Raw genomic sequence first — 24,706 nt, 5'->3', positions numbered from 1 at the left:
TTGTTAATTTTATTTACGAATGATTAATCTTTAAAATCTTTACTTGTTGCTGGTCCATCAATTTTAGATAAATCACGATTTGGTTCATTTACTTCTGAAACCGAGTGAATATCTAATAAAATCTTTGGATCGCGTTTGATTACTTTCGGAAGTGTTTCTTTTGGCTCCACTTTATTCTCAAAGTAATGACCTTGACGAACAACAGAATCTTTAGAAATTTCTGATGGTTTTTCTAACGTCCAATCGTTGATATCTTTTTTATCGAAACGACATGTGTTACAAATCCAATCTTTTACTTCGTTAAATTCATCTTTGCGAGCTGTTACACGGAAAACTTCATTCCCACGGAACCACACTTGTGCTTTACCAGAACAAGTCGGACAATCGCGATGCGCATCAACTGGTTTCAAGAACCAAACACGATTTTTGAAGCGGAACGTTTTATCTGTTAATGCTCCTACTGGACAAACATCAATAATATTTCCGATGAATTCGTTATCTAAACTTTTGTTGATATGCGTTGAAATTTCAGCGTGATCTCCACGATTCATTACGCCATGCTCACGACAACCTGTGATTTGATCCGCAGTTTTTACACAACGATAACACAAAATGCATCGGTTCATGTTCAACTGAATATTTGGACCTAAATCTTCTTTAGGGAATGTACGACGATCAAATTCGTAACGCGTCGCTTCTGCTCCGTGTTCGTAACTTAAATCTTGTAATTTACATTCTCCTGCCTGATCACATACTGGACAATCTAAAGGATGGTTGATTAATAATAATTCAACAATACCTTTACGTGCCTCAACTGTACGCTCAGACGTTTTATTGCCTACAACCATTCCATCCATAACTGTTGTACGACAAGACGGAACCAATTTTGGCATTGGGCGAGGATCTGCTTCACTACCTTTTGATACTTCTACCAAACATGTTCTACAGTTTCCTCCTGTATTTTCTAATTTACCGTAGTAACACATCGCTGGAGGTGCTACTTCTTTACCAATCATACGAGCGGCTTGAAGGATCGTTGTTCCCGCAGGTACTTCAATCGTTTCGTTATCGATAGTAACTTTAAATAATGGTGTTTCTTCTGCCATCTTCGTATTAATTTGCGGTTTCTTTAATTTCGATTGGATCAGCATAATGTGCTAAACCAAAATTACGCGTCAAACATTCTTCCGGATTATTAATATGCCATTCAAACTCATCACGGAAGTGACGAATTGCCGCTGCTACTGGCCAAGCCGCTGCATCTCCTAATGGACAAATTGTATTTCCTTCGATTTTACGTTGAACATCCCATAACAATTCGATGTCAGACATTTTTCCTTTTCCTTCATCGATTCGTTTCAAGATTTTTTCCATCCAACCTGTTCCTTCGCGACAAGGTGAACATTGTCCACATGATTCGTGACGATAAAAACGAGCTAATGTATACGTATGGTAAACAACATCTTGATCTTCATCTAAAACAATAAATCCTCCAGAACCCATCATTGTTCCTGTTTGGAAACCTCCTTCTGATAAACTTTCGTAATTCATGTAACGAGGTTTACCTTCGGCAGTTTTTAACAATAAGTTTGCTGGAACAATTGGCACAGAACTTCCTCCAGGAATACATGCTTTAAGACGTTTTCCGTTTGGAATACCTCCACAATATTCGTCTGAATAAATAAATTCTTCAACCGTAATTGTCATATCAATTTCATAAACGCCTGGTTTATTAATATTACCACAAGCTGAAATTAATTTTGTTCCTGTAGAACGTCCAACTCCAATTTTAGAATACGCTTCTCCTCCAATTTCAATAATTGGAACAATTGCAGCAATTGTTTCTACATTATTTACAACCGTTGGTCTTCCCCATAAACCTTTAACAGCTGGGAAAGGTGGTTTAAGACGTGGATTTCCACGTTTACCCTCTAACGATTCTAACAATGCCGTTTCCTCACCACAGATATAAGCTCCACCTCCACGTTGAACATAAATTTCGCAATCGAAACCTGTTCCTTGAATGTTTTTACCTAACCAACCAGCAGCTTTTGCTTCGTCGATTGCTTCTTCTAAAATTTCTGCAACCCACGCATATTCTCCACGGATATAAATAAATGATGTATTAGAACCTAAACAGAATGATGAAATCAGAACTCCTTCAATTAATAAATGAGGAATATATTCCATCAAGAAACGGTCTTTGAACGTTCCTGGTTCAGATTCGTCTGCATTTACCACTAAGTGTCTTGGAACACCTTCTGGCTTTGCCAAAAAGCTCCATTTCATTCCAGTTGGGAAACCTGCACCACCACGACCTCTTAAACCAGAAGTTTTTACTTCTTCTAAGATTTCATCAGTTGTCATTTTAAATGCTTTTTCAGCATTTGCATAACCACCGTTTTCGCGGTAAGCTTGATACTGACGAATTCCTGGAACATCAATATTTTTTAACAGTAATTTTTGTCCCATTATGCTAATTTTTTCAATTCCTCGATTAATTCGTCTACTTTCTCGATCGTTAAATTCTCACGATACGTTTTTCCTAACTGTAGCATTGGCGCGTAACCACATGCTCCTAAACATTCGGCTGGTTTTAATGTAAATAAACCATCTGCCGAAGTTCCACCAGCTTCAATATTTAATTTTGTTTTGATGTGTTCAATAATTTTGTCTGAACCTCTTAACATACAAGGTCCTGTTTGACAAACTTCTAACACAAATTTCCCTACAGGATTTAAGTTAAACATCGAATAAAATGAAGCTACTTCGTAAACTTCTACTGGTAAAATTTCTAATACTTCTGCAACATAATCTAAATGAGGAGTGTCTAACCAACCACCAAACTCAGCTTGTGCGACATGAAGTAAAGGAATCAATGCACTTTGTTTTTTATCCGATGGATAACGTGCAATGATTTTATCTACTTTTTGTTGTGTTTCTTCTGAAAATTGAATTGCCATTTTTAATAATTTTTATTAAGCATCTAATTCTCCAGCAATCAAATTCAAACTACTCATTGTGATAATGGCATCTGAAATCATTGATCCTTCAATCAATTCTGGATAAGCTTGATAATAAATGAAACAAGGTCTACGGAAATGTAAACGGTATGGCGAACGTCCACCATCAGAAACGAAATAATAACCCAACTCACCATTTGCAGCTTCGATTGAATTATAAATTTCTCCTTTTGGCATATCTACCTCTCCCATAATAATTTTGAAGTGATAGATTAACGCTTCCATTTTTGTGTAAACATCTTTCTTTAGTGGTAAATAAAAGTCTGGAGCATCAGCATGATATTGCGTTGCTTCTTCTCCTTCTAATGCATCAATTTTTGCAATTGCTTGTTTAATGATACTTAAACTTTGCCACATTTCTTGACCACGAACTAAGAATCTATCGTAACAATCTCCCGTTGTACCAACTGGAATATCGAATTCGAATTCTTCGTAACGAGAATATGGTTTCGCTACACGAACATCATAATCTACACCAGCCGCACGTAAATTTGGTCCTGTGAAACCATAATTTAATGCACGTTCAGCCGAAATTCCTCCTACTCCTTGCGTACGATCCATAAAAATACGGTTACGTAAAAATAAGTTTTCAAACTCTGTTAAGACATCTGGAAACTCTCTCACGAAACGATGGATTTTTGTCCAAGCAACTTCAGAAAAATCACGTTCGAAACCACCGATACGACCAATATTTGTTGTTAAACGAGAACCACAAATTTCTTCGTAAATCTCATAAATCAACTCGCGGTATTTCATCATATAAAGGAATCCTGTAAATGCTCCTGTATCAACACCCATAATCGAGTTACATACAATATGATCTGCCATACGAGCCAATTCCATAATGATAACACGCAAATAAGAAACACGTTTTGGAACTTCAATTCCAACGAATTTCTCAACTGTCATGTGCCAACCTAAGTTATTTAACGGCGCCGAACAATAGTTCAATCGGTCTGTTAAAGGTGTAATTTGGTACAAAGGTTTGCGTTCAGCAATTTTCTCAAAAGCACGGTGAATATACCCAACTGTAGGAACCGCAGATTTGATGATTTCACCATCAATCTCTAAAATATTTTGAAATACCCCATGTGTTGCAGGATGCGTAGGTCCTAAGTTTAAGGTAATTGTGCTTTTTTCTAACGAACCATCTGGAAGATCAAGATGCTTTAATTTTTTAGTTTTCTCTTTTCCCATGGTTAATTTGCTTTTACATTAAAACCTCCGTAATTAAAATCTCCACCACGACCAAACATATCGTCGTCTTTGTCTTTACGTGTTTGATCCTCTAATGGGAACTCTTTGCGTAACGGATGATAATCCATTTCTGGAACATTCATGACACGAATTAAATTTGGATGTCCTACAAAATCAACTCCATAGAAATCATACGCCTCGCGCTCTAACCAGTTAGCTGTTTCGAATAATTTAGTTGCGGTAAAAATCGAAGGTTTTTCGATTGGTAAAGCAAATTTTAATCGAACCTCAACTCCTTCATATAGATTATAAACTAAATAGGTTACAACCAATTCTTCTCCAACATTATTAGGATAATGAATAGCAGTTAAATCCTTCAAAAATTTGAAAGATAATTGCTCATCATCATATAAATATTGTAAAATCTTTAGATTGAAATCTTTGTTAGCGTATAAAGTCAATACACCGAAATGCTCTTCGTATCCGTATATATTTTCTTGAAACTTCTGAACCAAACGGTCTTTTATAAATGAATTGTCCATTATTTCAACTTATTTAATTCCATAACTTGCTAAAAGTTGTTGATATTCTTCGCTACTTCTGCGACGAACACTTTCGCTCTCTACCAACTCCTGAATACGCATTACACCATCGATAATTGCTTCTGGACGAGGCGGACAACCTGGCACATATACGTCTACTGGAATTACTTCATCAATTCCTTGTAAGACCGAATATGTATCAAAAATTCCTCCCGAACTTGCACAAGCGCCAACAGCAATCACCCAACGAGGTTCTGCCATTTGGATGTAAACTTGCTTCAGAACTGGTGCCATTTTTTTAGAAATTGTACCCATTACCATCAACAAATCGCACTGACGAGGCGTAAAAGCCAAACGCTCAGATCCAAAACGTGCCAAATCGTATGTCGAACCCATAGTCGCCATAAACTCGATTCCGCAACAACTTGTCGCAAATGGTAAAGGCCAAATAGAGTTTTTACGCGCTAATCCAACTACTTTTGATAGTTGCATCGCCATAAAACCTTCACCTTCAAAACCTCCTGGAGACTCTACAATCTTCACATTGGTATTGTGTGTTACTGGTCTTTTATTATGAATCATTATACTATTATTTTAGAATTTTAATCGCTCTATTTTTCCCAATTAAGAGCTCCTTTTTTGCGTACATACAAGTACATCACAAAGAATAATCCAACGAATGTTACAACTGCTGCAAAACCTTCCCAACCTAACTCTTTAAAATTCGCTGCATATGGGTAAAAGAAGATTACCTCTACGTCGAATAACACGAATAAAATGGCTACTAAGAAGTATTTAATTGCAAATGGCTGTCTTGCATTTCCAACTTTCTCAATCCCAGACTCGAAATTCTCTAATTTTTCGTCTGTCTTTCTCGATGGCCCAAGAAAATGCGTCGCAACGATAGTACCCGCTACAAACGCAAAAGCAATCACAAAAAGAATGAGAATAGGAATATAACTTGATGCTGTTTCCATAACTACTTTACTATTTTTCCAACTAATATTTTATCGATAAAAATAATAATAAAATATCATATTATTTATGTGAATTAGTTTTCAGTAAGTTGTAGTTCTTTATATGATAAATTATATATTATTTATTTATATCGGAAGTTTGATAATTGAATAAAAAAAGGAGAACTAACAACTTGGTCAATTCTCCCTATGTATTTTATTAGATTACTAATTAAAACTTAAAAAAGTTAATGAATTAATAAATTTTGTAGACCTTGTAGTGCTTCATTCACAGTTTTAATATGTTCAAATCGTACTAACAATGTTGGGTACTCTTCTCCTTTTTTGGGTGATTTTTCCTTAAAACTGATGTTTTTAGGGTTATTTTGAACGTAATTTAAAATTAATCTAAATTCATCTGACTGATAAAATTCGCTTTGTGGTTTATTAATAAAATAAGCCAATAAAACACCATTTTTCATCACCAAACGTTCGAAACCTAATTTTTTACTGATCCATTTCAGTTGAATTGATTCCAATAAATTTTCGGCTTCAATTGGTAATTTTCCAAAGCGGTCAATCAAATTATTTTTAAACGTTTGTAAATCTGTTTCAGTTTCGACATCAGCTAATTCTTTGTACAGCAATAAACGCTCTTCCGAACTTTCAATGTATTCGTCTGGGAACATAATTTGTAAATCCGAATCAATTTGCACATCCGACACATACGATTTTACTTCTTCCGATTTTTGATCTTCGAACAAATCTTTGAAATCCGTTTCTTTCAATTCTTCTATCGCTTCATTCAAGATTTTTTGATACGTTTCGAATCCAATATCCATCATAAATCCTGTTTGTTCAGCACCTAAAAGATTTCCAGCTCCACGAATTTCTAAATCTTTCATCGCAATATTGAATCCTGATCCTAAATCAGAAAACTGCTCAATTGCTTGCAAACGTTTACGCGCTTCGTCCGTTAAAACCGAAAGTGGTGGCGCAACCAAATAACAAAACGCTTTGCGGTTACTACGACCAACACGTCCACGCATTTGATGCAAATCTGCCAAACCGAAATTCTGCGCATCATTAATTAAAATCGTATTCGCATTCGGAACATCTAAACCAGATTCGATAATAGTTGTTGACACAAAAACATCATATCGACCATCAATAAAATCGAGTAAAACGGCTTCTAATTCTTTCCCATCCATTTGTCCATGACCAATCGCCACACTCGCATCAGGAACTAATCGTTGTACCATTCCAGCAATATCTTTTAACGATTGCACACGATTGTGAATGATATAAACTTGTCCACCACGTTGCATTTCATACATAATCGCATCACGGAAAATCTCTTCATTAAAACCAACCAATTGCGTATCGACAGGTTGTCTATTTGGTGGAGGAGTTTTGATAACCGATAAATCACGCGCAGCCATCAACGAGAATTGAAGTGTACGCGGAATTGGCGTCGCAGTCAAGGTTAATGTATCAATATTTTCGCGAAGTGTTTTCAATTTATCTTTTACACCAACACCAAATTTGTGTTCCTCATCCACAATTAATAATCCCAAATCTTTGTATTCAATTTTTGGATTAACCAATTGATGCGTTCCTATCACAATATCAACTTGACCAGATTTTAAACCATCTAAAACAGCTTTTTTCTTTGCTCCTGTTACAAATCGATTGAGATAAGCAACTTTCACAGGCAAATCTCGTAAACGCTCTGAAAATGTCTTGAAATGTTGAAAAGCTAAAATCGTTGTTGGCACTAAAACAGCAACTTGTTTTCCATCAACAGCTGCTTTCATCGCCGCACGAATCGCAACCTCTGTTTTCCCGAAACCAACATCTCCACAAACCAAACGATCCATTGGGCGTTCAGATTCCATATCCGTTTTTACATCTTGCGTCGCTTTGTACTGATCGGGCGTATCTTCATAAATAAAAGATGCTTCCAACTCATTTTGCAAATACGTATCAGGCGAATACGCAAAACCTTTTCTGGCACGGCGTTTCGCATATAATTTAATCAAATCGAAAGCAATTTCTTTTACTTTAGCTTTGGTTTTATTCTTTAAATTTTTCCAAGCTGGAGATCCAAGTTTTGAAATTTTTGGCTCAGCGCCATCTTTTCCTCTAAACTTTGCAATTTTATGCAACGAATGAATATTAACATACAGAATATCATTATTTTGATAAATCAATTTGATTGATTCTTGCGTTACGCCATTATTATTCAATCGTACCAAACCTGCAAATTTTCCGATCCCATAATCTATATGCGTCACAAAATCTCCAACTTGCAACGAATTGATTTCCTTTAGCGTAATCGCTTCTTTTTTGGAAAATGAATTTCGAAGATTGAATTTATGATATCGACCAAAAATCTGGTGATCTGTATAACACGTTAATTTGATTTCTTCGTCAATAAAACCTTGATAAATAGATCCCAAAACGGGAATATATGAAACTTCTTTTCCGATATCATCAAAAATTTCTTCGAAACGTTTGATTTGATTTTCATTGGAACAAATCAGTGCATTTTTGAAACCTTCGGCTTTATGCTCATTCAAATCATCAATTAATAACTCGAATTGCTTATTAAAACTTGGTTGAGGTTTGAATGGTGATTCTATTTCTTCAACTGTTTCAAAATAAGATTTCATGGAACATTCAATAACTCCATAAGATGAAATTTGTTGAAGAAATGCATTCTCATTCAAAAATAAATGATTCGGTTCTGCTTGTTTAATTTCTCCTTTCAATTCTGAAAAAGCAACTTCCGCTTGTTCAAAATTCTTGGTGATTTGTTTCGCTAAAACAGAAATATTTTTCGCGATAACTAAACTATCTTTCGAAATATATTCTAAGAAACTTTCTCGTTTTTCGTTAATCGATTTACTCTCAAGATTTGGAATAATCGTAATTTCTTTTGTCGTTGCAATGGACAATTGATTCTCGATATCAAACGTTCTGATGGTTTCCACCTCATCACCAAACAACGAAATTCGATAAGGATGCTCATTCGAAAACGAAAAAACATCTATAATTCCACCACGAATCGAGAATTCTCCCGGTTCAGAAACAAAATCAACACGATGAAAATTATAAGAAGATAAAACCTCCGTTAAGAAATCAATTCCTAAATCATTTCCAACCTTCACTTTAAGTGTATTCGTAGAAAGCGCTTTTTTTGTCACTACTTTTTCAGACAAGGCTTCCGCATATGTCACCACAATTTTTGGGCGTTTCGAATGCGATAATACATTTAAAACCTCTGTTCTAATAACAACATTTGCATTATTTACTTCCTCAATTTCGTAAGGACGCTTATAAGAAGACGGAAAAAATAGAATTTGTTCTTTATCAAACAAAGTTTCCAAATCATTTAACACATAAGCCGCTTCTTCTTTATCATCAAAAATTAGAATCGTAGGACGCGCAACACGATCATATAAATGACCAGTTATAATGCTCAATCCTGAACCTAAAAAACCTTTGATATTGACTTTATGCTGTGGATTATTTTTAAAATTGACAATAAGCTTCTGTACGAAATCTGAAGAATCGTATAAGCTAAAAACGTTGTGAATAGTTTTCTGTTCCAAAGTTTTGCAAATATAAAATTTTATAAACTTATTTTTAAACAATCTTTAAAAAAAGCAATGTTAAAATGCGAATTTTCAATTAATGAAAATTTTTCGGAAAATTTATAAAAAAAGTTGAGCTAAGTTAAAAAAATTAATCCTAGCTTTGGCTTATCAAAAAAAGAAAATGAAATTAGTTCACAACATTATCAACTTGATTATTTTAGTCATTCTTATCCCAGGGAGTGGTAATTAGTTGTGTACGTACAAAATAACAATTAAAGCCACTTCTTAACGAGGTGGCTTTTTTTATGGAGAAAAATTAATTAAACAATATTATGCAAAACAATTTCGTCATTATTATCATTATTATTTTAGTCTTGGTCTTACGATTAGGAAAGGTGGTTTTATGACAAATTTTTTGAACGATTTTTTATGAGCCACCTTTATTCAGGGTGGCTTTTTTTTATGTTTTTAATACAAACAATGTCAAATAAATAGTGATGAAAAACAACAACAAAGCACTAAACAAACATAGTCGAACCGTTACGCAAGATGACACTTTACCCGCGTCACAAGCGATGTTACATGGGATTGGCTTAACAAACGAAGACCTTAAAAAACCATTAATCGGAATTGCAAGCATGGGGTACGATGGAAATACTTGCAATATGCACCTAAATCAATTTGCACAGTTGGTACAAGATGGAATGAAAGCCGAAAACCTAATCGGATTGAAGTTCAACACTATCGGAATTAGCGATGGAATTACCAACGGAACTTCAGGAATGCGCTACTCTTTAGTAAGTAGAGAAATCATTGCAGATTCTATCGAAACTGTTTGTGCAGGACACTTTTACGATGGCGTAATTACTATTCCTGGTTGTGATAAAAACATGCCAGGATCGATTATGGCAATGGGACGTTTAAACCGTCCTTCGATCATGATTTATGGTGGAACAATTGCTCCGGGACATTACAAAGAAGAGGAATTAAACATTGTTTCTGCTTTCGAAGCATTAGGAAAAAAATTAAACGGAAATCTTGATGACAAAGATTTTTGTGGAATCATTCAGAATGCTTGTCCTGGTCCAGGTGCTTGTGGCGGAATGTATACAGCAAACACAATGGCAGCGGCGATTGAAGCAATGGGAATGAGTTTACCTTATTCTTCGTCTTACCCTGCTCTTAGTCAAGAAAAGAAAAACGAATGTACAACTGCGGCACATTATCTAAGAATTTTATTAGAAAAAGATATTAAACCAAGTGATATCATCACGAAGAATTCTTTAGAAAATGCAATCAAAACAATTGTTGTTTTAGGCGGAAGCACAAATGCTGTTTTGCACTTATTAGCAATTGCAGCGACTATGAATATCAAATTATCATTAGACGATATACAAGCAATTAACGATAAAACATCAGTAATAGCAGACTTAAAACCTAGTGGAAAATACTTGATGGAACATTTGAGTAAAGTTGGTGGAGTTCCTGCTGTTTTAAAGTATATGTTACAAGAAGATTTAATCGATGGAAGTTGTTTAACGGTTACTGGAAAAACATTAGCCGAAAATTTAGCATCGGTTCCTGATTTAGATTTCTCTAAACAAAATATTATTCGTCCATTATCTAATCCCATAAAAGAAACTGGACACTTACAAATGCTTTACGGAAACCTTGCTCCTGGCGGATCGGTATCTAAAATATCTGGAAAAGAAGGTTTTTATTTTAAAGGAAAAGCACAAGTTTTTAATAGCGAAGTTGAAGTTTTAAAAGCAATCGAAGATTTACAAATCAAAGCTGGAAGCGTTATCGTCATCCGAAACGAAGGTCCGAAAGGTGGTCCTGGAATGCCAGAAATGTTGAAACCAACATCTGCCATTATTGGAGCTGGATTAGGAGATAAAGTCGCTTTGATTACAGACGGACGATTTAGTGGCGGAACGCACGGATTTGTCGTCGGTCACATAACACCAGAAGCTTTTGAAGGAGGTCCAATCGCATTAGTCGAGAATAATGATCTCATCGAAATTGACATCAACAAAAATGAATTAAACCTTTTGATTGATGAAAAAACATTAGAAAATCGAAAAAATAACTGGAAACAACCCGCATTAAAAGTAAAAAATGGAGTCTTATACAAATACGCAAAGCAAGTCGGAAACGCTTCAGAAGGATGTCTTACTGACCAATAAACCAACTCAAATTTCAGGTTCACAAGCGATTATTAACGCTTTATTGTCCGAAGGAGTTACAACAGTCTTTGGCTATCCTGGTGGCGCAATTATGCCTATATATGATGCTTTGTATGATTACAAAGATAAATTAGAACACATTTTAGTTCGTCATGAACAAGGAGGCATTCACGCTGCGCAAGGTTATGCAAGAACTTCAGGAAAAGTAGGTGTAGCTTTTGCCACGAGTGGTCCAGGCGCAACGAATTTAGTCACTGGAATTGCAGATGCCATGATTGATAGCAATCCTATTGTATGTATCACAGGGCAAGTTTTCGCTTCTCTTTTAGGAACGGATGCTTTTCAAGAAACTGACGTTATCAATATTACTAATCCTATCACGAAATGGAATTATCAAATTACTGATGCAGAAGAAATAAATGATGTTCTAGCAAAAGCATTTCATATTGCTCGCTCTGGAAGACCAGGACCTGTCTTAATTGACATTACAAAAAATGCTCAAATACAACTTATCGAAAAGAAAAAGTATGAGAAATGCACGCATGTTCGCAGTTATAGACCAGAACCAGAGATAAGAACTGAATATATAAAAGCTGCTGCTAAACTTATTAATCAAGCAAAAAAACCATTTGCGATTATTGGTCAAGGAATATTACTTGGAAAAGCTGAACAAGAATTAAACGATTTCTTAGAAAAATCTGGAATTCCTGTAGCAACAACTTTGATGGGATTAAGTTCTTTAGATACTGATCATCCACAATATGTAGGTTTATTAGGTATGCATGGTAATTATGCACCTAATGTTAAAACAAATGATTGCGATGTATTAATTGCCATAGGAATGAGGTTTGATGATCGCGTAACTGGACGCTTAGACAAATATGCAAAACAAGCCAAAGTGATTCATCTTGATATTGACCCAGCAGAGATTGGTAAAAATGTAAAAGTTGCTGTCCCTGTTTGGGGAGATTGTAAAAAAACACTTCTGTTATTAACAAATTTGATTCATCCTAATGATCATTCTCAATGGTTAAAAGAATTTAGAGATCTCGAAAAAGAAGAACGTACAGAAGTTATTAATAAAGAATTCCATCCAACAACTGATGTGATATCTATGGCTGAGGTTATCAATACCTTAAATGAATTAACTAAAGGAGAAGCCGTTATTGTGACAGACGTAGGACAACATCAGATGTCGGCTTGTCGTTACGCGAAATTCAAAGATTCTAAGCTTTTGGTTACATCAGGAGGATTAGGAACAATGGGATTTGGTTTACCTGCAGCAATTGGAGCATGGTATGGAGCACCAGAAAAAGACATTGTCATGGTTTGTGGAGATGGTGGTTTCCAAATGACGTTACAAGAAATGGGAACGATTATGCAATTTGGAGCTAAAGTAAAAATATTAATCCTAAACAATAGCTTCCTTGGAATGGTGCGTCAATGGCAAGAATTATTCAACGACAAACGCTATTCTTTCGTAGATATTACAAGTCCAGATTTTGTAGCACTTGCAAAAGCCTACCAAATAGAAGGTCAAAAAATAGAAGCAAGAAACGACTTGAAAAATGCTTTAAAAGAGATGTTAGAGCATGATGGTTCTTATCTTTTAGAAGTTATGGTAGGAAAAGAAAACAATGTATTTCCTATGGTAGAACAAGGTACAAGTGTTTCTGAAATTAGATTAAAATAAATTATTATGGACTCAAAACAAGAATATACAATTACGCTATATACAGAAAATTCCATAGGAATTTTGGGAAGAGTTGCAGGAATTTTTACTCGACGAAAAATTAATATTGAAAGTTTAAGCACTTCTCCATCAGAAATAGAAAATGTACACCGATTTACAATTGTAATTGAAGAATCTGAAGAAGTCGTTCGAAAACTTTGCATGCAAATTGAAAAACAAATCGATGTTCTTAAAGCTTATTTCAATAATAATGATGAATTAATCTGGCAAGAACAAGCTTTATACAAAGTACCCACTAACATTATTGCTGAAAAGGCATACGTTGAACGTTTATTACGTCAATATGGCGCGAATACAGTTGTGATTCGCAATGATTATACAGTTTTTGAAACAGCTGGTCATCGTGAGGAAATTGATAATCTAACACAAGAGCTGACTAAATATGGCTTAATAGAATTTGTTCGTGGAGCTAGAATAGCCATTATAAAAGCAAGTGCTGGTTTCCATGAAAAATTATTACAATTCGAAAAAGACGAGCCATCAAAAGAAGTAATCGAAAATGAATTCCTAAACGAAGGAACCTCAGTTTTCACAATGTAAAGACGAATAATTCAACAAATAATTTTATTAAAAAATCAAAAATGACTAATTACTTTAATTCACTATCATTAAGAGGTCAATTATATCAACTAGGACAAGCAGAATTTCTAAATAACTCAGAATTCGCAAAAGGTACAGACGCATTAAAAGACAAAAAAATTGTGATTGTAGGCTGCGGTGCGCAAGGGTTAAACCAAGGATTAAATCTACGAGACAGCGGTTTAGATGTTTCATACGCGTTACGCAAAGAAGCGATTGAACAACAAAGAGATTCTTGGAAAAATGCAACAAGTCATAATTTTACAGTAGGAACTTTCGAGGAATTAATCCCAAATGCTGATGTTGTTGCGAATTTAACGCCGGATAAACAACATACGCAAGTTATCAATACTGTTCAACCACTTATTAAACAAGGTGCTACACTTTTATATTCTCATGGATTCAATATCGTAGAAGAAGGTGTGCAAATTCGTAAAGATATTACAGTAATAATGGTTGCACCAAAATGTCCAGGTTCGGAAGTTCGTGCAGAATATTTAAGAGGATTCGGAGTTCCTACATTAATTGCCGTTCACCCAGAAAATGATCCCGAAGGAAAAGGTTTTGATCAAGCAAAAGCATATTGTGCAGGAACTGGTGGTCACAGAGCGGGAGTTTTAAGATCATCATTTGTTGCGGAAGTAAAATCAGATTTGATGGGAGAGCAAACCATTTTATGTGGTCTTTTACAAACAGGTTCTATTCTTTCTTTCGAAAAAATGATTGAAAACGGAATTGATGCTGGTTATGCTTCAAAATTAGTTCAATATGGTGTGGAAGTAATTACAGAAGCCTTAAAACATGGTGGAGTTAGCGGTATGATGGATAGATTAAGTAATCCTGCTAAAATTAAAGCTTTTGAACTATCAGAGGAATTAAAAGATATTATGCGTCCATTATTCCAAAAACATCAAGACGACATTATTTCTGGTGAGTTTAGTAAAACAATGATGGAAGATTGGGCGAATGATGATAAAAACTTATTAAAATGGAGAGCTGAAACTGAAGAAACTGCTTTTGAAAAAACACCCGCTGGAGATGCAAATATTACTGAACAAGAATATTTTGATCATTACACTTTAATGGTTGCTTTTGTTCGTGCTGGAGTTGAATTAGCTTTCGAAACTATGGTGGAAGCAGGTATTAAACCTGAATCTGCTTACTACGAATCATTACACGAAACACCATTGATTGCAAATACAATTGCTCGTAAAAAATTATTCGAAATGAATCGTGTAATTTCTGATACAGCAGAATATGGTTGTTATCTTTTCGATCAGGCTTGTAAACCTTTGTTAAAAGATTTTATGACAAAAGTAAACGTAGACGTTGTCGGAAAAAATTACAACGAAGGAAAAGACAATGCTGTTGACAATGCGACATTGGTACACATAAATGATGTTTTACGTAATCATCCTGTCGAAACTGTGGGAAAAAAACTTCGTAAAGCAATGACTGCTATGAAAACCATAAAAACGGCATAATCAAATATTAAAATAACTAAGAAAATAGTGAATTATGACAAAGGGACTTAGAAGTGAGAAAACTGAGACCTTAGGCGTTTCGCTTGACGAAGTAAACTTAGCACAAATGAATTTGAAAGGAGTTGCCAAAAACACTCCTTTCGATTTCAATGAAAATTTAAGTCGTCAATTTGATGCGAATGTCTATCTAAAACGAGAAGATTTACAAGTCGTCCGTTCATACAAATTACGTGGTGCTTATAATAAAATCGTTCAGTTATCAGAACAAGAAAAAAATAATGGTGTAATCTGCGCAAGTGCAGGAAATCACGCACAAGGTGTGGCGTATTCGTGTCAACAATTAAATATCAAAGGTAAAATTGTGATGCCAACGACGACACCTCAACAAAAAATAAAACAAGTAAAATGGTTTGGGAAAGATCAAATCGAAATCATTTTACATGGTGATACATTTGATGATGCATCGGCTTTTGCACATCAATTATCCCAAGAAGGAAATATTACATTTATTCATCCTTTTGATGACGAAAAAGTAATCGCAGGACAAGGAACTGTTGCTTTAGAAATTTTGAATCAATGCAATCAACCAATCGATTATATTTTCGTGCCAATTGGCGGTGGAGGTTTAGCATCTGGCGTTATTTCTGTGATGAAAACACTTAGTCCAAACACCAAAATTATTGGCGTAGAACCGAGTGGCGCAGCAAGTATGGCAGAAGCTATCAAACAAAAACAATCTGTTGCATTAGCGAAGATTGACCCTTTTGTAGATGGCGCAGCTGTAAAAAAAGCAGGTGAAAAAACCTACAAAATCTGTGCAGAAGGTTTAGAAACAACTTGTGCTGTTCCAGAAGGAAAAGTTTGTTCGAGCATTTTGCGTTTGTACAATGAAGACGCAATTGTTGTAGAACCAGCAGGCGCTTTGAGTGTTTCGGCTTTAGATTTTTTCAAGGAAGAAATCAAAGGAAAAAATGTGGTTTGCGTGCTTAGTGGAAGCAACAACGACATTACGCGAATGGAAGAAATAAAAGAAAGAAGTTTGCAATATGAAGGTTTGAAACATTATTTCATTATCAATTTTCCTCAACGTGCTGGCGCTTTAAAAGAATTAGTGAACGAAGTTTTGGGTGAAAATGATGACATCACCTATTTCCAATACACGCAAAAAAATAACAAAGAAACAGGTCCAGCAGTAGTTGGCATTGAATTAGACAAAAAAGAAGATTTAGATGGTTTAATTTTTAGATTAGAAAATCATCATTTCGACTATCAATATCTTAACACAGACAACACACTCTTTTCGTTAATGATTGGATAATTTTTCCATCATTAATATACTATTCAAAAAAAGCAAAGCTTCTATTTAGTTAGAAACTTTGCTTTTTAATTTATTAATTATTCAACAACCAATTTTTTAACTCATCAAAATTATTGTTCATTTTAACTTTATTCGATTGTTTCGATTTCAATTCTTCGACTTCTTTTGGATAGACAATTTTATCTCGTATTTCTTTCGGAAAAACTTCAGGAAATTTACACGGATGCGCTGTCGATAAAAATACCACTAACTCTTTTTCATCTTGCTTTTTCGCTTGGTATTCCTTCGCTGCCAACCACGCAATCGACGTATGCGGACAAGCAATGTAATCATATTCTTGATTAATTTTAACAATTGCATTTGTCGTTTCAATATCTGAAAAAGCTTTTGAAACCATTTTTGATTTTAATTGCTCCATATCTTGCTCGAAAAATTCCATCACACGAACCCAATTGCTCGGATTTCCAACATCCATCGCATTCGAAAACGTTTGTACAGAAGGTTTGGGTAGATAATTTTCGGTTTTTAAAAATAATGGAACAGTATCATTCGCATTTGTAGCCGCAACAAATTGTTCTACTTCCAATCCTAATTTTGAAGCCAAAATACCTGCTGTAATATTCCCGAAATTTCCACTCGGAACAACAAAAGAAACTTTCTCAAAACCTTTTCTTTTTGCTTGGGCAAATGCCTCGAAATAATAGAAAGATTGCGGAATTAAGCGAGCAATATTAATTGAATTTGCTGAGGTTAAGTTTAGATTTTTCATTAAATCTTTGTCTAAAAAAGCTCGCTTGACCAATGCTTGACAATCATCAAAAGTTCCGTCGATTTCTATGGCACGAATATTTTTTCCATTCGCCGTTAATTGCAATTCTTGTATCAGCGACACTTTTCCTTTTGGATACAAAATCGTTACTCTCGTTCCTTCTACTCCCAGAAAGCCAAGTGCTACAGCGCCTCCTGTATCGCCAGAAGTTGCGACCAAAACATCTAACAATTGATTATCTTTTTTTGAATAATGTGCCATCACGCGACTCATAAATCTTGCTCCAAAATCTTTAAAAGCAAAAGAAGGTCCGTGAAATAATTCCAAAATAGCTAAATCATCTTCTAAAAACACCAAAGGCGCAGGAAAATTAATTACATCATCAATTAAATTATTAATCGTTTCTTCAGAAAAATCATCTTTTAATAAGTGATTTGTCACCTTTTTCGCAATCTCTTGAAATGAATAATTTTCAATAGAATTCAACCAATTTTCATCTAATTTTTCCAACGACAAAGGCATATACAATCCTTTATCTTCTGGCAAAGATTGGAAAACCGCTTGTTTAAAATCGACTCTGTTATTATGATTATTTGTACTATATAATTTCATTTTTAGTGTTTTATGTAAGGTCCTTGTTGATTAATTTTAGAGACAAATGATAAATGTTCAATTTCTTTTATCGTCAAAAAATCATTTAGTTTTTGTTCGATATTTTCTGCACCCAATTTACTTTTAGATAACGCCATAACTGTTGGTCCAGAACCAGAAATACCGAATGTTAATGCATTATTTTCGAGCGAAATACTTTTCATTTCATTAAAATATGGAATCAATAAAGAACGATTTGGTTCGACAATATCATCTTGCATCGAACGACCAATTTCTTCGTAATCATTCTCATAAAGCGCTGCAACCAAACTTGCAATATTTCCCCATTGCTTTATTGCTTTACTCAATTGCACTTTATCTTTAATTAATTTGCGCGCATCCTTTGTTGGCACTTCTACTTTTGAGTAAATCAGTGTGACATATAAATTTTCAGGAACAGGTAAAGAACGCACCAAAATCGGCTCATAAGAAGGAATCAACGTAATTCCTCCAAACAACGATGGCGCAACATTATCCGCATGAGCAGCGCCACAAGCCAATCGTTCGCCTTCCATACAATAAGGCAAAAGCTCATTTTTAGAAAGTGGTTTTCCTAATAATTCATTCAATGCAAAAAGTCCAGAAACTGTGCTCGCCGCGCTTGAACCTAAACCACTTCCAATTGGCATTTTTTTGTGTAATTCTATCGATAATCCAAAAGAATCTTGTAGACCTAAATCACAAAATAATTTCCATGCCGAATGAGAAACTGTATTTTTCATCGCATCCAAAGGCAATTTACCCTCGTCACCTGTAATTGTCAGAATTTCGATTCCTAACTTTTCTGTCTTTTTCATGATTACCTCATCACCTGGATAATCCACCGCAAAGCCCAAAATATCATATCCACAGATCATATTGGCAACTGTTGCAGGAGCAAAAACATGTACTTTATCTAAAAACTTCGCTTGATCAAGCTTATATTTATTTTCGATTATTTGATTCATCTTTTATCGTATTGAACTTATATTAACTAAATCTGCAAAAACGCCAGCTGCTGTAACTTCTGCACCAGCTCCAGGTCCTTTCACAACCAAAGGACGTTCCTTGTAACGCGCTGTTGTAAAAGAAATAATATTATCGCTTCCAGACAAGGCATAAAACGGATGTTGATTATCCACCAATTCTAACGAAATTGATATTTTCCCATCTTCTAAAATCCCGATGTAACGAATCACTTTCTGCTCCTCATCTGCTTGATGTTTTATCTTTTCGAAATAATCATTTTCGTTGACTAATTCTTGATAAAAATCTTCTACAGTTGCAGCTTCTAAACAAGATTTAGGCAAAATAGAATCGATTTTTACATCTCCCGCTTCAATTTCGTAACCATTGTCACGAGCAAGAATCAACATTTTTCGCATAAAATCTATTCCACTCAAATCATCGCGAGGATCTGGTTCTGTATAACCTAATTCTTGCGCTTTTTTTACAATTTCGGCAAATGTATTTTCACCTTTAAAATGATTAAATATATACGAAATTGTTCCTGATAAAATTGCTTCAATTTTTAAGATTTGATCTCCACTCATTCTTAAATCTTTCAACACGCTAATAATTGGTAAACCTGCTCCAACATTCGTTTCATAAAGGAAATCAATGCCATATTTTCGAGCAGTTTCTTTCAATTTTTTATACTCTTGATAAGAAGATGAATTCGCAATTTTATTACATGTTACAACCGAAATACTGCTTTCAAAAATTTGTTTGTAATAATTTGGCAAATCAGAACTCGCAGTATTATCTACAAAAACACAATTTGGTAAATTATACTGTTTCATTTTTTGGATAAATTCATTCAAATCAGCTGGAGAAGAAGAATTTTCTAATTCATTTTTCCAATTCGATAAATTAATTCCGTTTTCATCAAACATCATTTTTTTTGAATTTGATAATCCAACCAATTTTATTTCGATATCATTATTTTTTGCTAAAAAATCTTTCTGTTTTTCTAATTGATTTAAAAATGTCGACCCAATATTTCCTACTCCAACATTGAAAACATGAATTGTTTTTTTCAAATGATTAAAAAACGCATCATGTACCGCATTTAAAGCTTTTGACAAATCATTTTCGTTAATCACAACCGAAATATTATACTCCGAAGAACCTTGCGCAATCGCTCTGACATTGATTCCATTTCGTCCTAATGCATAAAATAACTTGCCCGAAACACCAACCATTTTCTTCATGTTTTCTCCAACAATTGCAATAATTCCGAGATTTTCTTCAATTTCAATTGGTTCCAACCATTTTACTGCAATTTCCAAACAAAACTCTTCTTCAATTAATTGCTTTGCTTTTTCGACTTCATTATGATGAATGGCAAGCGTGATACTATGCTCTGACGAAGATTGCGTAATCAACACAATGTTGATATGATGTTGCGCTAAAAGTGAAAAAAGTTTTCCACTAAAGCCCAATTTGCCAACCAAGCCGCTTCCTTTTATATTGACTAATGCAATATCTTTGATCGACGAAATTCCTTTAATTGGATAATCTGTTGGTTGCGAATCGAACTGAATTTTTGTTCCCTCAAAATCCGGTTGAAATGTGTTTTTAATTAAAATCGGAATTCGAAGTTTAAAAGCTGGAGCCATTGTTGGCGGATAAATCACTTTCGCACCGAAATACGACAATTCCATCGCTTCTGTATACGATAAATTTTCTAACGAAAAAGCTTTGTTCACAAAACGAGGATCCGCCGTCATCATTCCATTTACATCTGTCCAAATTTCAATTTGTTCTGCATGTAAAGCCGCACCAATCAAAGCCGCAGTGTAATCAGAACCTCCTCTTCCCAAAGTTGTCACTCGTCCTTCTTCATTAGCAGCAATAAACCCTGTTACAACTAATAATTTATCCGAATAATCTTTTGCTAATTGTTGAATATTCTGAAACGATTTTTCCTCGATAACATTCGCTTGACCAAAATTATGATCAGTCAAAATATAATCTGATGCATTAATCGCCAATGAATTTCCAACATGCTCTTGCATTACTTTTGCTATTAATAAAGCACTACATCTTTCGCCGAAACTCAAAATCAAATCTTTTGTTTGAGGGCTTAATTCTTTCAGAATTTCCACCCCTTCTAATAATGCTTCCAACTCATTCATCAACAATTTTAATTTTGTTAAAATCGGATTTTGATTCGGCACATCGATTAAAGCTTTTACAATTTCGAAATGTTTGTCTTGAAAAAGTTTTAAATCATTTTCATCAAAATTTCCTGATGAAGCTTCTTCAGAGATTTTGGTTAATAAATTGGTCAAACCAGAAATAGCAGACACAACCAAAATAATCGAGTTATTTTGTTGCTTTTCCTGTTTAACAATTTCTACGACCGCGCGAATACCTTCTACCGATCCGACTGATGTTCCTCCGAATTTTAAAACTTTCATAATTTAAATTTTGATCATAAAAAAAGCATCTTCCTTTTGAGAAGATGCTTTTGCATTATTTTTTTAGAATTAAATACATAACAAAACTCCTCTAAGTGTGAACACTAGAAGTCGTCGTAATTGAAATGATTGTATCTAATCCGTTTTGTTTCATTATTGATAACGAATATACAAACTTTTTCAATAAATCATTACGTATTTATTCTTTTTTTATATTTATTTCACCGAATCCTTTTTTACAGCCAATGAATCATTTGGTTCAGCAACAGGTTTTACATCACTTGCATAGCCAACAACAATTCCGTCTAGTTTATCAATTTTTCGTACTTTAAAAGTTTCTGTACCTTCTGCTCCTTTAAAAGATACTTTATAAACTGCTTCGTAAACTGTTTTGTCACCATCTTCAAGAGGCGTCATTTTCTCAAAGTTGTAGACATCAACTGGCCCATATTGTTTAACCACCGCATTCAAATCATCCACATTTACGCCTTCTACTTTCGAAAAAAGTGAATCTGGCTTATCTGCTCTGTATTTGTAAACATCTAAAACTGCTTCTTTCACCTTATAATCTGGCAAATCTGATTTTTTATTACATGCTGTTAAAGCCAAAATACCACCAACCATAAGTAATGCACTTGCTTTCATAATTCCTATTTTTTGTGTTAATTGATTATAACTAATGTAAAAATAAATAAGATAAAAAACAAGTATTTTTATTGAAATCAAATAGATAGAAACAAAAAAAGTCGATTCTGTTACAAAATCGACTTTTGAATATATTTTATTGTAAAATAAATTTTACACTTTAAAATTCACATAAAAACCTTCGTGACCTCGAACATTGAAAACGGTATTGTCTTCAAAAATCAAGTATTGACCTTTTATTCCTTTCAAAACACCTTCTATTTCTGGCGTTTTTTTCAAGTTTAATGATTTTACTTTTTCTGGATAAGATAAAACTGGATAGTCTAACTTCCAAACTTCTGGCTCATCAACCAAAAATTGTTGAAAATCTGGATTCACTTCATTTCTGATTTCGTGATACTTTTCAAACAAATTAATTTCTGGCACATCATTTTTCAACATTCTTTGCCAATTTGTTTTATCTGCAATAACATTTTTCAACGAAACCTCTATCATTCCAGCTTCGTAACGATTATCCGTTCGTGCAATAATAATAGCTTCTGATGCTCCTTGATCGATCCAACGAGTCGGCACTTGAGTTAAACGTGTTACACCAACTTTTATTCCCGAAGAATTTGCCAAATACACAATATGCGGTTGCAATTCGAATTTCGTTTCAAACTCTAAATCACGTTGCGCAATTCCCAAATGTGCTGTAGAAAGTTCTGGATTGATAATACTTGGATTAGCTTCTGGAACTGTAAAAAAACAATTTTTACAATATCCCATCTGATAAATCTCTTTGTCCTCGTGACAGTTTAAACATTCGTAATGATCAAAGTTAATCTTGATTTTTTTTCCTAACAATTGATTCATAACAATAAAATCATTCTTGAAATTCCAATAATAATTGATTGGCGTTCCATTTTCAGTTGTCATTTTACGAATTTGTCCTTCAAACTGCATCTTGCTAAAAAAGTTTAATTAATTTTGTGTAAATCTACAAAACTTTTAGCGGATGGGAATAGTCAATAAGATTATGGAAATTATGATGCGTAGCCGAATGAATATCATCGAGGAAAGTATCAAAAATCCAGTTGGTACGCAACAACGTGTGTTATTTGAGAATATCAAAAAAGCCAAATCGACTATTTACGGAAAAGAATTTCATTTTGACGAAATCAAAACGACACATAAATTTCAAGAGCAAGTCCCTGCAGTGCATTACGAGGATTTTCAACCTTATATTGAATTAGCAAGAAAAGGTGAAAAAGATGTTACTTGGCATGGAAAAATAAAATGGTTTGCGAAATCTTCTGGAACAACAAATGCCAAAAGTAAATTTATTCCGATTAGTAATGAATCCTTAGAAGATTGCCATTACGCAGCAGGAAAAACAATGTTTGCATTGTATTTAAACGCTTATCCCGAAACGGATATTTTTATGCACAAAAACTTAAGAATTGGTGGAAGTAGTGAACTTTATCAAAAATATGATACGCGTTTTGGTGATTTATCAGCTATTCTGATTGATAATTTACCTTTTTATGCAGAAATGAAAAACATTCCAAATCGTGAGATTTCTCTAATGTCTGATTGGAATGTAAAGATGAATGCTATTATTAATGCAACAAAAAATGAAGATGTTAGTTCTTTAACTGGTGTTCCTTCGTGGATGTTAGTCGTTTTGAATAAATTATTAGCCGAAACTGGAAAGAATTATTTGGACGAATTGTGGCCAAATCTCGAAGTGTTTTTTCATGGTGGAATCAGCTTCAAACCTTATGCAGAAAATTATAATTTAATTACTCAGAAAAAATTAAATTATTTCGAATTATATAATGCTTCCGAAGGTTTTTTTGGAATTCAGGATCAATTAAATAGTAAAGAGTTGTTGTTATTATTAGACAACGGAATTTTTTACGAATTTATTCCAATGGAAGAATTTGGTTCAGAAGCTCAACGATTTTTAACGATTAAAGAAGTTGAAGTTGGTAAAAATTACGCCATGGTAATTACAACAAATGGTGGTTTATGGCGTTATATTATTGGTGATACGGTTCGATTTACCTCAACTAATCCACACAGAATTGTTGTTTCTGGACGAACAAAACATTATATCAATGCATTTGGCGAAGAATTGATGATAGAAAATGCAGAAGAAGCTTTGAAACGTGCTTGTATGCAAACAAATTCAATTGTTTCTGAATATAGTGCTGGTCCAATTTTTATGCAAGGAAAAGAAAAAGGCGCTCACGAATGGATGATAGAGTTTGATAAAGAGCCTGAAAATTTTGAGCAATTTATTGATTGTTTAGATAAAGGTTTGCAAGAAGTTAATTCCGATTACGAAGCAAAACGTTACAATAATATGACACTTAATCGACCGATTGTACACAAAGCACGCACAAAATTATTCATCGAATGGATGGCTTCAAGAGGTAAATTAGGTGGACAAAATAAAGTTCCTCGTTTATCAAATACAAGAGACTTTATTGAACCATTAATTGAATTAAATAATCGATCATAATAAAAAAGAGAATCAATATGATTCTCTTTTTTTGGTTTAAAATAAATAGGATAATTACCTCGAAACAAGTAAATTTACTATTAAG

At 34.2% G+C, this 24,706-nt stretch carries 19 protein-coding genes; 6 read left to right on the top strand and 13 right to left on the bottom strand.

All coding sequences use genetic code 11. From position 1 onward, the window contains the following. Positions 1–23 precede the first annotated feature (23 nt). The 8 genes from B3578_RS11560 to mfd form a co-directional block, all read right to left on the bottom strand. On the bottom strand, positions 24–1,106 hold the full coding sequence (locus B3578_RS11560) for a 2Fe-2S iron-sulfur cluster-binding protein (RefSeq protein WP_038333449.1): 1,083 nt from the start codon (positions 1,104–1,106) through the stop codon (positions 24–26). Between the two features lie 7 nt (positions 1,107–1,113). Then, a complete protein-coding gene (gene nuoF, locus B3578_RS11555; RefSeq protein WP_221854711.1) occupies positions 1,114–2,472 on the bottom strand; it encodes an NADH-quinone oxidoreductase subunit NuoF in 1,359 nt (452 codons plus the stop codon). Further along, positions 2,472–2,963: a complex I 24 kDa subunit family protein gene (gene nuoE / locus B3578_RS11550; protein ID WP_115002287.1), complete on the bottom strand. Its 492-nt coding sequence runs from the start codon at positions 2,961–2,963 to the stop codon at positions 2,472–2,474. The genes nuoF and nuoE overlap by 1 nt, the downstream gene beginning before the upstream one ends. A gap of 15 nt (positions 2,964–2,978) precedes the next feature. Continuing rightward, positions 2,979–4,220, bottom strand: coding sequence for an NADH-quinone oxidoreductase subunit D (locus B3578_RS11545; protein WP_038333370.1), 1,242 nt, complete (start codon positions 4,218–4,220; stop codon positions 2,979–2,981). Between the two features lie 2 nt (positions 4,221–4,222). Next, complete coding sequence (locus tag B3578_RS11540; RefSeq protein WP_038333373.1) at positions 4,223–4,762, bottom strand: NADH-quinone oxidoreductase subunit C; 540 nt, start codon at positions 4,760–4,762, stop codon at positions 4,223–4,225. A 9-nt stretch (positions 4,763–4,771) separates the two neighbouring features. Continuing rightward, entirely contained in the window at positions 4,772–5,344 is a 573-nt protein-coding gene (locus B3578_RS11535; protein ID WP_038333376.1) for an NADH-quinone oxidoreductase subunit B, read from the bottom strand. Positions 5,345–5,373: 29 nt separating this feature from the next. After that, the gene (locus tag B3578_RS11530; RefSeq protein ID WP_115002285.1) at positions 5,374–5,739 is read right to left on the bottom strand and encodes an NADH-quinone oxidoreductase subunit A; all 366 of its coding nucleotides are present in this window, start codon (positions 5,737–5,739) and stop codon (positions 5,374–5,376) included. Between the two features lie 227 nt (positions 5,740–5,966). Then, positions 5,967–9,335, bottom strand: a complete 3,369-nt coding sequence (mfd, locus tag B3578_RS11525) for a transcription-repair coupling factor (protein ID WP_291048853.1) — start codon at positions 9,333–9,335, stop codon at positions 5,967–5,969. 482 nt (positions 9,336–9,817) lie between these two features. On the opposite strand from mfd, the gene ilvD reads away from it, so the two are divergent. Genes ilvD through ilvA form a run of 5 tightly spaced genes read left to right on the top strand, consistent with a single transcriptional unit; the run spans position 9,818 to position 16,643 of the window. Next, positions 9,818–11,509, top strand: coding sequence for a dihydroxy-acid dehydratase (gene ilvD / locus B3578_RS11520; RefSeq protein ID WP_221854713.1), 1,692 nt, complete (start codon positions 9,818–9,820; stop codon positions 11,507–11,509). Next, on the top strand, positions 11,442–13,202 hold the full coding sequence (gene ilvB / locus B3578_RS11515) for a biosynthetic-type acetolactate synthase large subunit (protein ID WP_219034513.1): 1,761 nt from the start codon (positions 11,442–11,444) through the stop codon (positions 13,200–13,202). The genes ilvD and ilvB overlap by 68 nt, the downstream gene beginning before the upstream one ends. Before the next feature lie 6 nt (positions 13,203–13,208). Beyond that, complete coding sequence (gene ilvN / locus B3578_RS11510) at positions 13,209–13,802, top strand: acetolactate synthase small subunit (RefSeq protein WP_180905464.1); 594 nt, start codon at positions 13,209–13,211, stop codon at positions 13,800–13,802. 41 nt (positions 13,803–13,843) lie between these two features. Beyond that, entirely contained in the window at positions 13,844–15,325 is a 1,482-nt protein-coding gene (gene ilvC / locus B3578_RS11505) for a ketol-acid reductoisomerase (RefSeq protein ID WP_286494976.1), read from the top strand. Between the two features lie 34 nt (positions 15,326–15,359). Continuing rightward, complete coding sequence (gene ilvA / locus B3578_RS11500; RefSeq protein ID WP_221854717.1) at positions 15,360–16,643, top strand: threonine ammonia-lyase IlvA; 1,284 nt, start codon at positions 15,360–15,362, stop codon at positions 16,641–16,643. Positions 16,644–16,716: 73 nt separating this feature from the next. Here ilvA and thrC read toward each other — a convergent pair whose 3' ends face one another. The 5 genes from thrC to B3578_RS11475 all read right to left on the bottom strand — a co-directional run bounded on the left by thrC (position 16,717) and on the right by B3578_RS11475 (position 23,057). Beyond that, positions 16,717–18,024 carry a threonine synthase gene (gene thrC, locus B3578_RS11495; RefSeq protein WP_291048844.1) on the bottom strand — a complete coding sequence of 436 codons (1,308 nt, stop codon included), beginning with the start codon at positions 18,022–18,024 and terminating at the stop codon, positions 16,717–16,719. 2 nt (positions 18,025–18,026) lie between these two features. Beyond that, complete coding sequence (locus B3578_RS11490) at positions 18,027–19,010, bottom strand: homoserine kinase (RefSeq protein WP_291048841.1); 984 nt, start codon at positions 19,008–19,010, stop codon at positions 18,027–18,029. 3 nt (positions 19,011–19,013) lie between these two features. Beyond that, entirely contained in the window at positions 19,014–21,467 is a 2,454-nt protein-coding gene (gene thrA, locus B3578_RS11485) for a bifunctional aspartate kinase/homoserine dehydrogenase I (RefSeq protein WP_291048838.1), read from the bottom strand. 216 nt (positions 21,468–21,683) lie between these two features. After that, complete coding sequence (locus tag B3578_RS11480; protein ID WP_147280028.1) at positions 21,684–22,112, bottom strand: hypothetical protein; 429 nt, start codon at positions 22,110–22,112, stop codon at positions 21,684–21,686. Between the two features lie 153 nt (positions 22,113–22,265). Further along, positions 22,266–23,057, bottom strand: a complete 792-nt coding sequence (locus B3578_RS11475; RefSeq protein ID WP_221854722.1) for a DUF2797 domain-containing protein — start codon at positions 23,055–23,057, stop codon at positions 22,266–22,268. Positions 23,058–23,109: 52 nt separating this feature from the next. Here B3578_RS11475 and B3578_RS11470 point away from each other — a divergent pair, with 52 nt between their 5' ends. Then, positions 23,110–24,621 carry a GH3 auxin-responsive promoter family protein gene (locus B3578_RS11470; protein WP_286494981.1) on the top strand — a complete coding sequence of 504 codons (1,512 nt, stop codon included), beginning with the start codon at positions 23,110–23,112 and terminating at the stop codon, positions 24,619–24,621. Positions 24,622–24,706: the final 85 nt, after the last annotated feature.

It is taken from the genome of Empedobacter sp. UBA1574 (assembly GCF_002322895.1).
In the GTDB taxonomy this organism is placed as follows: domain Bacteria; phylum Bacteroidota; class Bacteroidia; order Flavobacteriales; family Weeksellaceae; genus Empedobacter; species Empedobacter falsenii_B.
This window is presented reverse-complemented; position numbering and strand designations above follow the sequence as displayed.

What these genes read in the sequence shown, in the direction of transcription:
- nuoF (WP_221854711.1), bottom strand. Translation starts at nt 2,472, where the DNA reads ATGGGACAAAAATTACTGTTAAAAAATATTGATGTTCCAGGAATTCGT.
- thrC (WP_291048844.1), bottom strand. Translation starts at nt 18,024, where the DNA reads ATGAAATTATATAGTACAAATAATCATAATAACAGAGTCGATTTTAAA.
- B3578_RS11490 (WP_291048841.1), bottom strand. Translation starts at nt 19,010, where the DNA reads ATGAATCAAATAATCGAAAATAAATATAAGCTTGATCAAGCGAAGTTT.
- B3578_RS11480 (WP_147280028.1), bottom strand. Translation starts at nt 22,112, where the DNA reads ATGAAAGCAAGTGCATTACTTATGGTTGGTGGTATTTTGGCTTTAACA.
- ilvA (WP_221854717.1), top strand. Translation starts at nt 15,360, where the DNA reads ATGACAAAGGGACTTAGAAGTGAGAAAACTGAGACCTTAGGCGTTTCG.
- nuoE (WP_115002287.1), bottom strand. Translation starts at nt 2,963, where the DNA reads ATGGCAATTCAATTTTCAGAAGAAACACAACAAAAAGTAGATAAAATC.
- thrA (WP_291048838.1), bottom strand. Translation starts at nt 21,467, where the DNA reads ATGAAAGTTTTAAAATTCGGAGGAACATCAGTCGGATCGGTAGAAGGT.
- ilvD (WP_221854713.1), top strand. Translation starts at nt 9,818, where the DNA reads ATGAAAAACAACAACAAAGCACTAAACAAACATAGTCGAACCGTTACG.
- ilvN (WP_180905464.1), top strand. Translation starts at nt 13,209, where the DNA reads ATGGACTCAAAACAAGAATATACAATTACGCTATATACAGAAAATTCC.
- B3578_RS11470 (WP_286494981.1), top strand. Translation starts at nt 23,110, where the DNA reads ATGGGAATAGTCAATAAGATTATGGAAATTATGATGCGTAGCCGAATG.
- ilvC (WP_286494976.1), top strand. Translation starts at nt 13,844, where the DNA reads ATGACTAATTACTTTAATTCACTATCATTAAGAGGTCAATTATATCAA.
- B3578_RS11475 (WP_221854722.1), bottom strand. Translation starts at nt 23,057, where the DNA reads ATGCAGTTTGAAGGACAAATTCGTAAAATGACAACTGAAAATGGAACG.
- B3578_RS11535 (WP_038333376.1), bottom strand. Translation starts at nt 5,344, where the DNA reads ATGATTCATAATAAAAGACCAGTAACACACAATACCAATGTGAAGATT.
- B3578_RS11540 (WP_038333373.1), bottom strand. Translation starts at nt 4,762, where the DNA reads ATGGACAATTCATTTATAAAAGACCGTTTGGTTCAGAAGTTTCAAGAA.
- B3578_RS11545 (WP_038333370.1), bottom strand. Translation starts at nt 4,220, where the DNA reads ATGGGAAAAGAGAAAACTAAAAAATTAAAGCATCTTGATCTTCCAGAT.
- B3578_RS11560 (WP_038333449.1), bottom strand. Translation starts at nt 1,106, where the DNA reads ATGGCAGAAGAAACACCATTATTTAAAGTTACTATCGATAACGAAACG.
- ilvB (WP_219034513.1), top strand. Translation starts at nt 11,442, where the DNA reads ATGGAGTCTTATACAAATACGCAAAGCAAGTCGGAAACGCTTCAGAAG.
- B3578_RS11530 (WP_115002285.1), bottom strand. Translation starts at nt 5,739, where the DNA reads ATGGAAACAGCATCAAGTTATATTCCTATTCTCATTCTTTTTGTGATT.